This window comes from Paenibacillus tianmuensis (assembly GCF_900100345.1).
Lineage (GTDB): Bacteria > Bacillota > Bacilli > Paenibacillales > NBRC-103111 > Paenibacillus_G > Paenibacillus_G tianmuensis.
On record NZ_FMTT01000019.1, the window covers coordinates 36,222 to 50,502 of the forward strand.

Annotated in this window: 15 protein-coding genes; 12 read left to right on the forward strand and 3 right to left on the reverse strand. The window is 53.5% G+C overall.

Annotated features, from left to right (window positions below; translation table 11 throughout):
- Position 1: 1 nt before the first annotated feature.
- From BLO51_RS14150 to BLO51_RS14170, 5 genes are all read left to right on the forward strand, one after another.
- Positions 2-526 carry an A24 family peptidase gene (locus BLO51_RS14150; RefSeq protein ID WP_090672797.1) on the forward strand — a complete coding sequence of 175 codons (525 nt, stop codon included), beginning with the start codon at positions 2-4 and terminating at the stop codon, positions 524-526.
- A 36-nt stretch (positions 527-562) separates the two neighbouring features.
- Complete coding sequence (locus BLO51_RS14155; protein WP_090672799.1) at positions 563-2,227, forward strand: DUF6382 domain-containing protein; 1,665 nt, start codon at positions 563-565, stop codon at positions 2,225-2,227.
- Between the two features lie 3 nt (positions 2,228-2,230).
- A complete protein-coding gene (locus tag BLO51_RS14160; protein ID WP_090672801.1) occupies positions 2,231-3,127 on the forward strand; it encodes a PP2C family protein-serine/threonine phosphatase in 897 nt (298 codons plus the stop codon).
- Positions 3,128-3,199: 72 nt separating this feature from the next.
- The gene (locus BLO51_RS14165; RefSeq protein ID WP_090672803.1) at positions 3,200-4,759 is read left to right on the forward strand and encodes an ABC-F family ATP-binding cassette domain-containing protein; all 1,560 of its coding nucleotides are present in this window, start codon (positions 3,200-3,202) and stop codon (positions 4,757-4,759) included.
- Between the two features lie 48 nt (positions 4,760-4,807).
- On the forward strand, positions 4,808-5,098 hold the full coding sequence (locus BLO51_RS14170) for a Dabb family protein (protein ID WP_090672805.1): 291 nt from the start codon (positions 4,808-4,810) through the stop codon (positions 5,096-5,098).
- Between the two features lie 24 nt (positions 5,099-5,122).
- On the opposite strand, the gene BLO51_RS14175 is transcribed toward BLO51_RS14170, so the two are convergent.
- Both BLO51_RS14175 and BLO51_RS14180 read right to left on the reverse strand, forming a co-directional pair.
- Positions 5,123-5,554 carry a DUF2269 family protein gene (locus BLO51_RS14175; RefSeq protein WP_090672807.1) on the reverse strand — a complete coding sequence of 144 codons (432 nt, stop codon included), beginning with the start codon at positions 5,552-5,554 and terminating at the stop codon, positions 5,123-5,125.
- 135 nt (positions 5,555-5,689) lie between these two features.
- The gene (locus tag BLO51_RS14180; protein WP_090672809.1) at positions 5,690-6,019 is read right to left on the reverse strand and encodes an ASCH domain-containing protein; all 330 of its coding nucleotides are present in this window, start codon (positions 6,017-6,019) and stop codon (positions 5,690-5,692) included.
- A gap of 86 nt (positions 6,020-6,105) precedes the next feature.
- Between BLO51_RS14180 and BLO51_RS14185 the strand changes: the two genes are divergently transcribed.
- From BLO51_RS14185 to BLO51_RS14195, 3 genes are all read left to right on the forward strand, one after another.
- Positions 6,106-7,167: a M42 family metallopeptidase gene (locus tag BLO51_RS14185; protein ID WP_090672811.1), complete on the forward strand. Its 1,062-nt coding sequence runs from the start codon at positions 6,106-6,108 to the stop codon at positions 7,165-7,167.
- Positions 7,168-7,199: 32 nt separating this feature from the next.
- A complete protein-coding gene (locus tag BLO51_RS14190) occupies positions 7,200-9,116 on the forward strand; it encodes an ABC-F family ATP-binding cassette domain-containing protein (protein ID WP_090672813.1) in 1,917 nt (638 codons plus the stop codon).
- Positions 9,117-9,272: 156 nt separating this feature from the next.
- On the forward strand, positions 9,273-10,886 hold the full coding sequence (locus BLO51_RS14195; protein ID WP_090672814.1) for an ABC-F family ATP-binding cassette domain-containing protein: 1,614 nt from the start codon (positions 9,273-9,275) through the stop codon (positions 10,884-10,886).
- 103 nt (positions 10,887-10,989) lie between these two features.
- Here BLO51_RS14195 and BLO51_RS14200 read toward each other — a convergent pair whose 3' ends face one another.
- The gene (locus BLO51_RS14200; RefSeq protein WP_090672815.1) at positions 10,990-11,214 is read right to left on the reverse strand and encodes a hypothetical protein; all 225 of its coding nucleotides are present in this window, start codon (positions 11,212-11,214) and stop codon (positions 10,990-10,992) included.
- 94 nt (positions 11,215-11,308) lie between these two features.
- On the opposite strand from BLO51_RS14200, the gene BLO51_RS14205 reads away from it, so the two are divergent.
- The 4 genes from BLO51_RS14205 to BLO51_RS14220 are packed head-to-tail and all read left to right on the forward strand — an operon-like array spanning position 11,309 to position 14,150.
- A complete protein-coding gene (locus BLO51_RS14205; protein WP_090672817.1) occupies positions 11,309-11,650 on the forward strand; it encodes a thioredoxin family protein in 342 nt (113 codons plus the stop codon).
- A 46-nt stretch (positions 11,651-11,696) separates the two neighbouring features.
- The gene (gene kapB, locus BLO51_RS14210) at positions 11,697-12,080 is read left to right on the forward strand and encodes a kinase-associated lipoprotein KapB (protein WP_090672819.1); all 384 of its coding nucleotides are present in this window, start codon (positions 11,697-11,699) and stop codon (positions 12,078-12,080) included.
- Positions 12,081-12,101: 21 nt separating this feature from the next.
- Complete coding sequence (locus BLO51_RS14215; protein WP_090672822.1) at positions 12,102-13,490, forward strand: sensor histidine kinase; 1,389 nt, start codon at positions 12,102-12,104, stop codon at positions 13,488-13,490.
- Positions 13,491-14,150, forward strand: coding sequence for a response regulator transcription factor (locus BLO51_RS14220; RefSeq protein ID WP_090672824.1), 660 nt, complete (start codon positions 13,491-13,493; stop codon positions 14,148-14,150).
- Positions 14,151-14,281 lie beyond the last annotated feature (131 nt).

Here is a 14,281-nt window from a genome sequence, read left to right on the forward strand (position 1 = left end):
CATGCTCGGTATTTGGTTTGCTGCGGTGATGCTGGCCGTTGCGTTCGTTACGGACATCACGAAACAAAAAATTCCGAATTGGCTTACCGTGACGGGGGCATTCTCCGGATTGATCTTTCATTTGGCTACGACCGGTTGGAACGGGCTGGCATTTTCCGCTGCTGGATTGGCCTGCGGCTTTGCTCCGATGCTCGCGTTGTATGTGCTGCGCGCGGTAGGGGCAGGAGACGTTAAGCTGTTTGCTGCGCTGGGAGCCTTTACCGGGGCGGTGTTTTCTCTCTACGCAATGGCAGCTTCTCTCATATGCGCCGGTCTGATCGCGCTGCTTGTGCTGTTTTGGCGCAGCGACGGCGTTCAACGGCTGACCCATGCAGCATTTTTGCTTATCCAGCTCGCCGCGTTCCGCAAGCTGTCGGTATTGAAGTCTGATCCCGCATCTGACGGCCGGCTCCGTTTTCCATTCATGTGGGCAGTGCTGCCAGGCGTTATTATTACGATCGTTCAATGGGAAGCTCTAGGCATTTAAGTTGATAGACGGAAAATGAAGGAAAGGAGAATGACATTGGACCAGCAGCTATACGGCCTGAAAGTCGATTTCGACAACCGGAACGGTCATTTTATGGTACTCTCTTCACCGACCGGGATGAAGCAGCAAGACCTCTCGAGCTTTCAAGTCAATATGCTGTCGGCTAACCGGATTCCGCGGCTGCTCGAAGTTCAGGTAGAGGCAAGGAACGGAGATGTATGCTTGTATTATGCCATTACCGGTAAACGAATGCTCAGCCACTGGCTGCGAATGGAGAAGCTTTCGCTCGCCCAATATTATGCGCTGCTTCTGCATATTGTCGAAGTGCTTGACGACAGCAAGGTATACATGCTCCAGCCCGACAGATACGTTCTAAAGGAGGAATACATTTATTGCGGAGCCGGTTTTCAGGATTTGTATTTAACTTATATTCCTAAAGAACATTTGGATGGGAAGGGATCGGTTTCTTCAGATCTCCATCATTTGGCGTCGCGTTTGATTCACCGGGTAACCGAGCTCCACGGAAGCGGATTTCAGGAGCTGATGCGATATTTGCAGGAGGAAGCTTTCAATCTGCCCGAGCTTAAACAACTGCTCTTGAAGCAAATCGGTCTTTTGCAGCATGTGTCACCCGCAGGACAAGAACTGGCGGGGATGACGGCTTCGCCACAGCATACTTTCAGAGCTTCCGTTCATCCGGAGTCTGCGTTATTCCATCGTCCGGACCAGCCGTTTAGCGATCCCCCGAGAGCGGTGCGCAACGAGCATTCGGGGTATGAGCCGATTGGCGGACAAGTACCGGTATCGTCCCAGTTGCAGCATTCGACGGAGCCCGGAATGTTCAAGGCCGAAGCAGTACTGACAGCAAGGCCTGAATCCCGTAGGAAGCGATTGTTTGTTATTTTACTTACCGTGCTCGCATGGTGCTTCATTTGGAAAATTTATCTTGACGATCCGAGCGACACCATGCTCTGGATGTGCATCGGTTTGACGCTGATCTTCACGGCGGGAGCATTGCTGCTGTTTCTCAGAATTGCAAAGACTTCATCCGAGGCACCGAAACAGGGGGCATCGGGTTTATCCTTCGAGTCCAATAACGAAAAATTGCCATCGTCGGACCGCGAGGACCAGGCAAGTTTTATGAGCCGTGTCGGTTTGGCGTCGCCATCGCCGATTAGCTTTGCCACTCCGGGAGACCCGGTAGCGCCGGATGCGGGACGTCCGAGGGAGCCGGACCCTGTTTCTTCTCAGGCAACCGGGTACAACCAATTGCCGAATGGGGAGTCACAGCCGTACGTAACGCAGCTCCAATCCTCGGATCTCGCGATGCGAACAACGCTGCTTGCGCCGCAGGATGCAACGATCTTTCTAGGCAAATCGCCTCGCCCTTCGGACCGCTTGTGCGCATGCTTGGAAGTTTATCGCAACGGCGTCAGGGAGCAAATACAGCTTCATAAAAACAGCTTCGTCATTGGACGAGCTGGAGCGGGTGCGGATTGGGTGCACGAGGAGGCCGGCGTGTCCCGCTTGCATGCCGAATTTGTTAAGGATGACGAAGGCTATGCCGTCAAAGATTTAGGATCGCGTAACGGAACAAGCGTCAATGCCGAATCTTTGGTGCCTTACCGGGTGCATCGGTTGAAGGAAGGTGATATAGTTAAGATCGTATCGACCGAATTTACGTTTAAAATGGGGTTCTGACGCGTGAAACCGACGATTGCCGTCCATTTTCAATATGGATCCGCCACGCATACGGGATGGTTCCGTACAATTAATGAAGACCGCTCGCTGCTGCGAGTGGGACAGACAGTGAAAGGCGTTCCGTATGCCGCTGCCGCGCTCGCTGACGGGATGGGCGGCTCAGAGGACGGCGCACAAGCCAGCGAATTGGCCATTCGTCGGTTGAAGGAGTGGCTTGACGCCAAGGTTCCCGCTTTGCTTTCCGCAGGAGACAGTCTGGCAAGATTGGAACGCGAGGCGGAAGCATGGTTTTTTGCTGTTCACCGGGAGTTAGTCGAAACGGGGCAGGGCAGCGGCGGCCGTCTCGGCACGACATTGACGCTCTTATTACTGACGGATGCCGTCTACTTCATAGCACATGTCGGGGATTGCCGCATTTACCGGTTAACGCCGGCAGACCGATGCAAAAGGTTGACCCGCGATCATACATGGGTATCCGCCCAAGTCCGCCGCGGGCGAATGTCCGTACGGCGCGCGCGAAGTCATCCCAAGCGCAATGTGCTGCTTCATTCGCTCGGCATGGGGGAACGGCCTGTCGTCTACATCCGTTCGGGCTGTTACGCACCGGGCACTTTATTTTTGCTGAGCAGCGACGGTTTTCACGACCGCTTTCTGCCTAGATCCATTGCCGCGCTGCTGCGTGCGGCGAACGGCAAGGGCAGCGACCTGCAGGAAATGTGCGACTTGCTGTTAACAAAGGCGCTGCAGCGAAAATCCGATGATAATATCAGCGTTGTTTTGCTGAAGCCCGTAACAGGGAGAAAGAATGCGAAAGAGCGGCTGCGATTACACTGCGGACTATGGCTCCGCCGACTTTATCGCTACGGCCGCAAGCTCCTGTCAAGTCTATCATCTGGATAACTTGCGCCTACTGATGTTATAATGAATTGTCGAGCGCGAATTATTTTCATAGACAGGAGATTCCGAAATTACATGAGCTTGTTGACGGTGGAAGAACTAAGCCACAGCTTTGGTGGCAGGGTATTGTTTAAAAATGTTTCGTTTCGCCTGCTTCCGGGAGAGCATGTTGGATTGGTAGGTGCCAACGGCGTCGGCAAATCGACGCTGATGAATATTTTGACCGGCAAATTATTGAAGGACTCGGGGAAGGTCGAATGGACCCCCAAAGTAAATTATGGCTATTTGGACCAACATACGAAACTCACACCGGGGAAAACGGTACGTGAAGTGCTCAAGGACGCTTTTCTGCCTTTATTTGAACTGGAGCAGGAGCTCAATGGGATCACCGAACAGATGGCCGATGCCGACCCGGACAAATTGGAGCTGCTGCTAGAGCAAATGGGCGAGATTCAAGATAGGTTGGAAAATAGCGGCTTTTATCTGCTTGACGTAAAGGTCGAGGAGATGGCGAACGGTCTGGGACTCGATGCAATCGGATTGGACCGCGACGTGGCTCAGCTTAGCGGCGGACAACGGACGAAGGTACTGCTGGCCAAGCTGCTGCTGGAACAGCCGACGGTGCTTCTGCTCGACGAGCCGACCAACTATTTGGACGTTGAGCACATCGACTGGCTGACGGATTACTTGCAAAACTATCCGTACGCCTTCATGCTGATATCCCATGATACCGAGTTTATGAACAAGGTTGTAAACGTCATTTATCATTTGGAATTTGCCAAGCTGACGCGTTACACCGCCAACTACGAAAAATTTCTGCAAATGGCAGATATCAATAAACAGCAGCATATCGACGCGTACGAGAAGCAGCAGGAGTTTATCAAGAAGCAGGAAGATTTCATTCAGCGCAACAAAGCCCGTTATTCGACGTCGGGCCGGGCAAAAAGCCGTCAAAAGCAGCTTGACCGCATCGAGCGGATCGACCGTCCCGAAGATGCTGTAAAACCGACCTTCGTGTTCAAGGAATCGCGGGCAAGCGGACGTATTGTATTCGAGGGCAAAGACCTGGAAATCGGCTATTCCCATGCACTGCTGCCCAAAATGAACGTCACGATTGAGCGCGGCGACAAAATAGCCGTCGTGGGTTGTAACGGAGTCGGGAAATCAACGCTGTTGAAGACGATTTTGGGCAAAATCCAGCCGTTCAGCGGATCGACGTTTTTGGGTGATTTTCTGCACCCTTCTTATTTCGAGCAGGAAGTGAAAGCGCCGAATTTGACGCCGATCGACGATGTGTGGAATGAATTTTCGCATATGAACCAGCATGAGGTTCGGGCTGCGCTTGCCCGGTGCGGGCTTAAAAACGAGCACATCACCCGGCCGCTGCGCAGCTTGAGCGGTGGCGAGCAGGCAAAGGTTCGGCTGTGCAAGCTGCTGATGCATGAGAGCAACTGGATTGCGTTTGACGAGCCGACGAACCATTTGGATGTGGCGGCCAAAGACGAGCTGAAGCGAGCGCTGAAGGAGTACAAGGGCACGATCGTACTTGTATGCCACGAGCCCGATTTTTACGAGGATTGGGTAACCAAGGTGTGGGATGTCGAGGAATGGTCCGCCACCAAAGCAGGTAGGTAGGGACAGAAGCAGCTGATAAATTCGATTTTGAAAAGGGGATTGGAAGCGATGTTTACTCATATTGTATTGTTCAAATTAAAGGACCGCAGCCCGGAAGCGATCAAGCGCACGTATGACGTTCTGGCGAACATGGAAGGTAAAATCCCGGTGCTTCGCCATCTGGAAGTCGGCATGGATGTGCTTCACTTGGAACGTTCCTACGATATTGCGCTGATTACGAAATTCGATTCCCTCGAAGACTTGAAAACGTACGACACGCATCCGGTGCATGAAGAAGTGAAGGCGCATATGAAGCAGGTGCTTGACGGAACCAGCATTTGCGTCGATTTCCAAAGCTGATTCCGGACGAGCTTCCACAAGGTGTCACCATAACATCGGCTTCATGATCATGAGCCACAGCATGACGAACAATACGAATAAATATAAATAAAGCGACCGGCTAAGCTTGCGGAGAAGCGCCTGACGGTCGTGTTCCGGTTCGCGCAGCTTGCGGATCGTCGGAGAGAACGCGCGGGCCATGAACAACAGCGACGCGAACAGGACAACGAACGTGCCGAAAATCCACGGGGTTGTCCAAGGCCAACCGCCAAGCCACATCAAAAGCAGCCCGGAAGCGACGAGCACGTGTCCGGTATGCTTAGACAAACGAACGACGAAGCGGAAGGAATCAAGGTAGGAGTGCAGCAGATCGCCATCGGCGGTTTTTAACCTGCGAAGCATCGGTATCAGCACGAAGAATGGTCCGATCGATACCATGGCACTGACGGCATGAATGAATACGAGCCAGGAATACAAGGTCAACACACCTCCAAACGGTAGCTGAAAATCTTTAAAGAAAAGAAACAGTGTAGCAAAGGCACCTGCAGCAAGCGGACCCGGCTTGGCCGGGGAGGCCGTGGCAAGTACCGAGGCTACACTGTTTTTGCCGTATTATACGGCGCGGAATTCGTGGACCCACACTTTCATGTGCGGAAGCCACGGCATGCCCGCATGCAGAGATAAAATATAATTTTTGTAGGCCTCGACCGTCTCGTAACCTTCCATCTTTGCGTGCTCGTCAGACAGCTCTCCGAGCGATTGCTGATAAACGTTCGTCACTTCAAAGCGACTGCCGTTCAACTCCATGATTTCGCCCGGATCGGCGTAACGTCCGTTGCGGCGGGTAGCCGTTTTTTCTCCGCGGAGCACTTTTTCGACATCTTCTTGAACGGTGACCAAACGGTCGATACTACAGGTTTTCGGCGGCAATGGTTGAGTCATTCTGATATGTACCTCCTTGGTTATTAGATCCATTCCGTAGCTTACCTTAAATTGTTTTGAGAAGCAAACGAACGGAGGCAGATTGTATGAAATGGGATATAAACGAAACGTATATGATGCAGGTGCTGGACATGCTGCTTTCGACGCCGAGCCCGAGCGGTTTTTGCAGCGAGATTATGGGCAAGCTGGCCGCCGAAGCGGAAAAGCTGGGGTACCCGATCAGCTTCACGCCCAAGGGCTGCGGGATTATAACCGTCGAAGGCCGGCAAAAGAACCGGGTGATCGGCTTGTTCGGTCATGTCGATACGCTGGGTGCGATGGTGCGTTCAATTAAGAGCAACGGCACGCTGCGTTTTACGCTGATCGGCGGCTACATGATGGGTTCCGTCGAAAACGAATACTGCCGCGTGCATACCCGTGACGGACGAACCTACGATGGTACGATCCTGACGACCAAGCCTTCGGTGCATGTCTTTCCGGATGCGCGAGATTTGAAGCGGGAAGAAGCGGTCATGGAGGTGCGTCTGGACGAACCGGTCAAGTCGGCGGACGATGTCAAAGCGCTCGGTATTGCTACAGGGGATATCATTTCCTTTGACCCGCGCACCGAGTTCAAAACGAATGGCTTTATCAAATCCCGTCACCTGGATGATAAAGCGGGCGTTGCCGCTCTGTTCGGGCTGCTTGAATTGCTTAAGCGCGAGGCTATCGTACCATCCTGCACGCTGAAGATTATGATCAGCGTATATGAAGAGGTCGGCCATGGCTCGGCTTGGATTCCGGGAGACATCAGCGAGGTGCTCGCGGTCGATATGGGCGCGATGGGAGAAGACTTGAATTGTACGGAGTTCGACGTCTCGATCTGCGCCAAAGATTCGTCCGGGCCTTACGATTACGCGATGACGTCGAAGCTGATCGAGCTGGCGAAGCGCGACGGACTGAGCTACGCAGTCGATATTTACCCGCAGTATAGTTCGGATGCTTCCGCTGCACTTCGCGGAGGAAGCAACATTCGCGCCGCATTGATCGGCCCGGGCGTTCATGCTTCCCACGCGATGGAGCGGACGCATAAGGATGCCGTACGGCATACGGCTTCGCTGCTTGCCGCTTACGTAACGGAGCCTGCCGAACCTTACGGCAATGAATAAACGCAAGCAACGGCGAGGAGGCTTGAATCCGCTTGAACCTCATGACAGTAGAAGATATATATAAAAGCTACGGCGAGAAAGTTTTATTTGATGGCATTCACTTTCAGATCAACGATAAAGAACGGATTGGACTTGTCGGCGTGAACGGATCGGGCAAATCGACTCTGCTGAAAATTATGGCCGGATTCGAATCGACGGAAAGAGGAAAGCTCATTCACGCGAACCACTTCCATGTCGAGTATTTGCCGCAAAATCCGTCGTTTGATTCCGACTCGACCGTGCTTGAGCAGGTGTTTTACGGGGATACGCCGATGATGCAGGCATTGCGGGAATACGAATGGGCGCTTGCCGAGCTGCAGCTTGCCCCCGAGGATGAGAAGCGGCAGGCGAAGCTGTTCGCCGTGCAGCAGCGCATGGATGCGACGGGTGCATGGGACGCCTCCACGACGGCAAAGACCGTGCTGACCCGGCTCGGCATCCGCGATTTCGGCCAAAAGGTCGGCACGCTTTCCGGCGGGCAGCGCAAGCGCGTCGCCATGGCCCGGGCGCTGATTCAACCGGCGGATTTACTCATTTTGGACGAGCCGACCAACCATATCGACCATGAAACGGTGCAGTGGCTGGAAGAATTTCTGACGAAGTGGCGAGGCGCGCTGCTGCTCGTGACGCATGACCGGTATTTTCTCGACCGGGTAACGAACCGGATCTTCGAGCTGGACCGCGGCAAGCTGTACAGCTATGAGGGCAATTATGCGGCATTTCTGGAGAAAAAGGCCGAGCGGCTGGAGCGCGAAGCCGCGGAGGAAGACAAGCGGCAAAACCTGCTACGCAGAGAGCTGGCGTGGCTTCGGCGGGGCGCCAAAGCACGGACGACGAAACAGAAAGCGCGTGTGGAGCGTGTCATCGAGCTCCGCGACCGCAAGGTGGATGGACCCTCAGCGCAGTTGGACATTTCGCTCGGTGCGAGCCGGCTCGGCAAAAAGATCATGGAGCTGGAAGATGTCAGCAAATCGTTCGAGCAGTGTAAAATCGTCGACAATTTCAGCTATATCGTTTTGCCTGAAGATCGCATCGGCATTATCGGACCGAACGGGACCGGTAAATCGACGTTTTTGAACATGCTGGCCGGCCGACTAGAGCCGGATGCGGGCTCCATCGAAACCGGTCCGACCGTGAAGCTGGCTTACTACACGCAGGAAAGCGTTGAGATGGATGAGAAGCAGCGGGCGATCGACTATATTAAGGAAGTGTCCGAGGTAGTGCGAACCTCAAGCGGTGAATCGGTTACGGCGGCGCAAATGTTCGAACGTTTCCTGTTTACGCCCGCCCAGCAATGGACGCCGATCGGCAAGCTGTCCGGAGGCGAACGGCGTCGGCTGTACCTGCTGCGCACGCTGATGGGCGAGCCGAACGTGCTTTTGCTGGACGAGCCGACGAACGATCTGGATATCCAAACGCTGACTATTTTAGAAGAGTATCTGGAAGATTTTCCAGGCGTGGTCATCACCGTGTCCCATGACCGTTATTTTCTGGACCGGACGGCGGATCATTTGTTCGTGTTCGAAGGGGAGGGCCGCATCCGAAGGTTTTTCGGCAATTATACGGAATATTTGGAAGCGTCCCGAAGTGAAAAGCAGGCGGCAGCGGAAGAGCGGCGCGAAACCAAAGCAGCTGGCGAAACGACGCAGACGCAGCAGCGCGAATCGAATCGTCCCCGCAAGCTCTCCTATAAGGAGCAAAAGGAATGGGACGAGATTGAGGATAAAATCGCCGGGATCGAGGAGCGTTTAATACAGGTCAAGCGCGACATTGAGAACGCAGGCAGCGATTATACGAAAGCGCAAGAACTATTTCAGGAAGAGCAGGAGCTGACACAGCGGCTGGAGGAAGCGATGGAGCGCTGGACCGAGCTCTCCGAGCTGGTAGAGAGTATCGCACAGAACAAGTAACCAAGCAGCGTTTCATCGATGCAGCTCGCCGAATTGGGCGGCACGAAAAATAACATCCAGTGGGAAGACGCGCCAATTTATGCTATAATATACGTTCGGAAGCGGCTTTACATGGGCTGATCGCTTTATTCTATTGCGAAAGTAGGTTTTAAACAGATGATTACGGTAACGGGCGTCACCTTAAGATACGGCAAACGGGCATTGTTCGAGGATGTAAACATTAAGTTTACCCCCGGCAACTGCTACGGTTTGATCGGCGCGAACGGAGCGGGCAAATCGACATTCCTGAAAATTTTGTCCGGTGAAATGGAAGCGAACAAAGGCGAAGTCAGCATCACCCCGGGCGAGCGTATGGCGGTTCTTAAGCAGAACCATTTCGAATATGACGAAGTGGACGTGCTCAAGACGGTCATGATGGGACATGCGCGATTGTTCCAAATTATGGATGAAAAAGACGCTTTGTATGCAAAGCCGGATTTCTCCGAAGAGGACGGTATGCGTGCGGCAGAGCTGGAAGGGGAATTCCAGGAGCTGGACGGCTGGCAGGCGGAATCGGACGCGGCGGAGCTGCTGATCGGTCTTGGCATTTCCAAGGACCTGCACGATGTCAAAATGAAAGAGCTTGACGGCAACCAAAAAGTCCGCGTCTTGCTGGCGCAGGCATTGTTCGGCACCCCGAACATATTGCTGCTTGACGAGCCTACGAACCATTTGAATATCGAATCGATCAACTGGCTTGAAAATTTCCTTGCCAAATATGAAGGCACCGTTATTGTCGTATCCCATGACCGTCACTTCCTGAACCAGGTGTGTACGCACATTGCGGATATCGATTTCAGCAAAATCCAGCTGTACGTCGGCAACTACGACTTCTGGTATGAATCCAGCCAGCTGGCTTTGAAGCTGCAGCGCGAGGCCAACAAGAAGGTCGAGGAAAAGCGCAAAGAGCTCGAAACGTTCATTCAGCGCTTTAGCGCGAACGCCTCCAAGTCGAAGCAGGCGACTTCGCGTAAGAAACTGCTGGAGAAGCTGACGCTCGAAGATCTCAAGCCGTCGACCCGGAAGTACCCGTTCATCAAATTTACTCCGGAGCGGGAAGCGGGCAAGCAATTGCTTCAAGTGGACCGGGTCAGCAAATCGATCGACGGCCAGTTGATTTTGAACAATATTAGCTTTACTGTGAACAAAGGCGACAAAATCGCCCTCGTCGGCCCGAACGGAATCGCTAAATCGACGTTGTTCCAAGTGCTGACGGGCGAGCTTGAAGCCGACGCCGGCGAGTACAGCTGGGGCGTGACGACGACGCAAGCATACTTCCCGAAAGACAACTCGACTTTTTTCGATACGGACATCAACCTGGTTGACTGGCTGCGCCAATACTCTAAAGATCAAGACGAGTCCTATATCCGCGGCTTCCTTGGCCGCATGCTGTTCTCCGGCGAAGAGGCGCTTAAGAAAGCAAGCGTGCTGTCCGGGGGCGAAAAAGTGCGCTGCATGCTGTCCAAGATGATGATGAGCGGCGCCAACGTGCTCGTTCTGGATGAGCCGACCAACCACTTGGATTTGGAGTCGATCACGGCGCTGAACAACGGGCTGATGGATTTCGACGGCACGATGTTATTCGTATCCCATGACCATCAATTCGTGCAAACCGTGGCAAACCGGATCATCGAAATTACGCCGAACGGCTTGATCGACAAGGTCATCACCTACGACGAATACTTGGAGAACGACGAGATTAAGAAGCAGCGTGATCTGCTGTATGCTTGATTATCATCCCAAGCTTGCCAGACAGCTGTTCTGATAATTTAAAAAAGGATGAGCCACAGGCCTGAAAAGGCTGTGCTCATCCTTCTTTTCCAATCGCGGCCGGTCAGCTTCCGCCGGTACGCCGGCGTTGGTTGTTCGGCTTTTTGTTGTTTTGGCTTTTCATTACAGATGCGTTTCCGGCACGCAGTTGGCCGTTGGCCTTAGCGTCGTGCTGGGCTTGCTTTTTTTGCGCGAGCTTGTTTTTAATCGCATCCGCCAAGCTGACTTTTTTAGCCTCGCTGGCGGATTGCGGTTGCTCATTCGAATTTTGGTTCGTTGTGTCCGACATTGTTTAACACCTGCCCTATACCCTGGATAGTACTATTCTACCGGATAGGTCCCTCTGGAAGCAATAAGCAAATATGTAGGGAAGGATTCAAACCATGACGTTCGAGGAATGGTCGGATAAAGACCTGCTTACATGGACGCTTGCTCCGTCCGAAGACCGCTTGGCTCATTCGGAGCCCCGATACGTATTCTTCTACACTCCGCTGTGCGGTACGTGCAAGGTAGGCGAGAGGATGCTGGAAGTCGTCGCGGCGTTGAATCCGCGGACTACCATTGGCCGCTGCAATATTAATTTCTCTCCGGTTCTGGCGCGGAATTGGCAAATCGAAAGCGTGCCGTGTCTGGTGCGATGGCAGCGGGGAACGATGGACAAAAAATACCGGTTCGACGACGTGCAGGAGCTGCACCGCTGGATGAACGTTACTACGAATGGCTGATGAGGCCTTTCAAACTTAAAACAAGGAAGGGAGTTGTATCTATACGATGCTGGAATCTATGTTAACACCCGGAACGATGGTCCGGGCTTCCTACAAAACAGGCGATTATATCGGCGAGGTAGTTGAGCTGTCCCCTACTGGTAAAGTCGCCGTCAAGATTGCCGCGGTTGTAAAACACCCGACGCAAGGAGATTTGCACAATCCGATGGACCCGGATGTAGCGTTTTTCCATCAGCGGCGCGCGCTGGCTTATCAGGAGATTGCGCTAATGCCGCCGAATACGGTCCGGCCATACCAAGGGACGGTGCCGGATTACCGCGAATCGCTGCGGCAAGCCTTGGCGCAGGAGCGCGCGCAGCTGCAGCGGACGGTTCGCTGGGCCGAGCGGTGTCTCGAAGAATTGGACCGGCTCGAAGGAGAGTACGCTTAAGACGGAAGGGATCGGGTTGTCATGCTGTTTGTGTTTATCGGCCTATGGACGATCGGGCTGCTCCTGATCGTCACCGATCCGAAGAGGGCGACGACACAATGGATTAGCAGCATCGCTTTTACAGGAGGCTGCGGGGGATTGTCGGCGGTGATTGCGGACGATATCGTGCCTTATTTGTTTGACCGCGGCCTGTTGACGATGCCTGTTGCGGTGCTGGTTGCCAAAGCCGAGCTCGCCAGTTCGCTAATGTGCTACTTCGGCCTACCTTATACATTTTTGATGTTCGCAATCGTTTACTATCCGGATTATTCGGTGTGGCCGTGGAAACGATGGATTCCGTGGGCGCTGGCGGTTCTTCCTGCTTTTTCCTTCGTGCTCGAGCCGAAACCCGGCGATCCGATCCCTTATTACTTTGTCACCCCTTGGGCGGCGCCGTATATTGTGGCAGGGGCCGTTTTATTGATCATGGCGCTGCTGAAGGAGAAAAATTCGTTCCTCCGCCGCAGCCGGATGCTGACGACGCTAGCGGCTGCGCCAACGCTGGTATTCGCTTTGTTTACGCTTTATTTGCTGCCCACCTTTTTCGGTTTCTCCGAATTGTGGCGCTATAACATCGGGGTGATTGCGCTCACCCTGGCCATCATTGTCGGATCGAGCTTCCGCTACGGATTCATGGGTCTGCAAATCTCCATACGAAACCAGAAGCTCGATTATACGCTGCGCGCGATTACGTCCGGGACATCGATTTTGAACCATGCGATCAAGAACGATGTCGGCAAAATCCGGCTGTTCGGCGACAAAATCAAATCCGAAGCGGCAGCCGGACAAACGGACCCGGCTCAAGTGGTGCAGGATATGGAAGTTATATTGTCTGCTTCGCAGCATATTTACGATATGATCTACCGGATTCAAGGCCAAACCCAGGAGATCAAGCTTCAACTGGTGGAGTTGGACCCGTGCGAGCTGATGAGGGACTGCATCCGCACGCTGTCTCCGGAGCTGCAAAAAGTCGAGGTTCGCGAGCAGTATTTGACCGAGGAGCCGATTGCTGCCGATCGGGCGCAGCTGACCGAGGTGTGGACCAATGTGCTGACCAATGCCATTGAAGCGATGCCGGACGGAGGCGTCCTGACCGTACGCTTGACGGAAACGAAGCGCAAAGTCGTTGTGGAAGTGAAGGACACGGGCCCCGGAATGGAGAAGGCGCAGCTCAAGCGCGTCTTCGATCCGTTCTACACGACCAAAAGCGGCAAAAAAATGAACTTCGGCTTGGGACTGTCTTACTGTTATACTATAGTTCAGAAGCACAAAGGCACCATGAACATTCACAGCGAGCCGGGCCAAGGAACGAGTGTCTTCATGCAGTTTCCGAAGCGAAAGCGGCTTCCGGCGGGAAGGGAGTTAATTTGAATGGAGCACCCTGCGATTCGCGTCGTCATTGTCGAGGACGATCCGGACTGGCTGCGCGGCCTGCACAGCTACTTGCAGAAGGAACTGGATATCGAAGTAGTGGGTCAGGCCTCGTCCGGCGAAGCGGCTGTCGAGCTGCTGGAGAAGACGGAAGCGGATGTCGTTCTGATGGACGTCATGATGTCGGATAGTCCGGAGGGACTATGGGCCGCAGCGGAAATTGTCAAATGCAGCGGGGCCCGCGTCGTAATGCTTTCTTCGATGGAAGAGAAAGAAATCATTTTTGAGGCGTTCAAGGCCGGCGCGGTCGATTATATGGTGAAGTCCAACTTCACGGAAATTCCGCAGACGATCCGCAGCGCATACGCCAACCGGAGCTCGATCCATCCGAGCGTCGCTGCACAGATGCGGGAAGAATTCCGCCGCTTGAAGCAGCTTGAGCACGAGGTCCGGGTGAGAGAACTCAAAAATTTGCTGACGCCGACTGAAATTCAAGTGCTCGACCTGATCGAAAAAGGTCACACGCAAACGCAAATCGCCGACAAATTCGTCGTTTCCATCCGGACGATCAAAGTGCATGTTGGGAACATTTTGAAGAAATTGGGCGGAAAAAGCAGCAAGGAAGCGGCCCAAAAAGCAAAAGATATGGGCATTTTGTAAGCTGCCCGAACAGCGGCTGCCACAGGCGTAAAAACCGGAAGGACGCCGCTTTTTTCCGTTACACCTTGCCCGAGGTTTGTGGTATAGTGGAACTGTTTGAAAACATAGAAAACCGTCAGCGAAGGAGCCTA